We start from the raw sequence: 507 nt of genomic DNA on the forward strand, positions 1-507 counted from the left end.
CCTCTACCGCCTCGTCCATCACGTAGTGGCTCATCGCGCCGCCGACCGAGAGATCACCGAAGCAGGCTCGGAATTTGCCGAATGCTTCAAGCGTGCGGGCGTTCTGGTGCGCTTCCATCGATGTCCACACGACGTTGAAGGTGAACTTCGACGGGTTCTCCACCCCGCGTCCGAAGCGGGCGGAGACGACGCCCTCGCAGGTGGCGAGGTGGGCTATCCCGGCATCACGCATGGTGCTGGCGAACTGGTCTTCGGCTCCGGGACGTACTTCGATTTCTGCGATTTCGAGCAGCATGACGGGTCTCCCTTTGGGTGCGGAGAGAGCCGGGCGATGGGTTCGGGGTCAAGGCGGCGGGAGAAGTCATCGCGCGGGCGTGATGCGTGCGGCGAGGGCTTCGACAAGCTCAGCCTGAGCGGGTTGGAGCGTCATGACTTTACCGTAAATCGTCATTGCGAGCGCAGCGAAACAATCCAGGGCGGCGTTAAGCTGCCCTGGATTGTTTCGCT

Annotated in this window: 1 protein-coding gene; it reads right to left on the reverse strand. The window is 62.5% G+C overall.

All coding sequences use genetic code 11. From position 1 onward, the window contains the following. Window positions 1–295, reverse strand: a 295-nt coding sequence (locus ACYPYD_RS16085) for an antibiotic biosynthesis monooxygenase family protein (RefSeq protein ID WP_459664166.1), incomplete at its 3' end; no start/stop codon positions are given. Window positions 296–507: the final 212 nt, after the last annotated feature.

The sequence above is a fragment of the Novosphingobium sp. 11B genome (genome assembly GCF_054589055.1).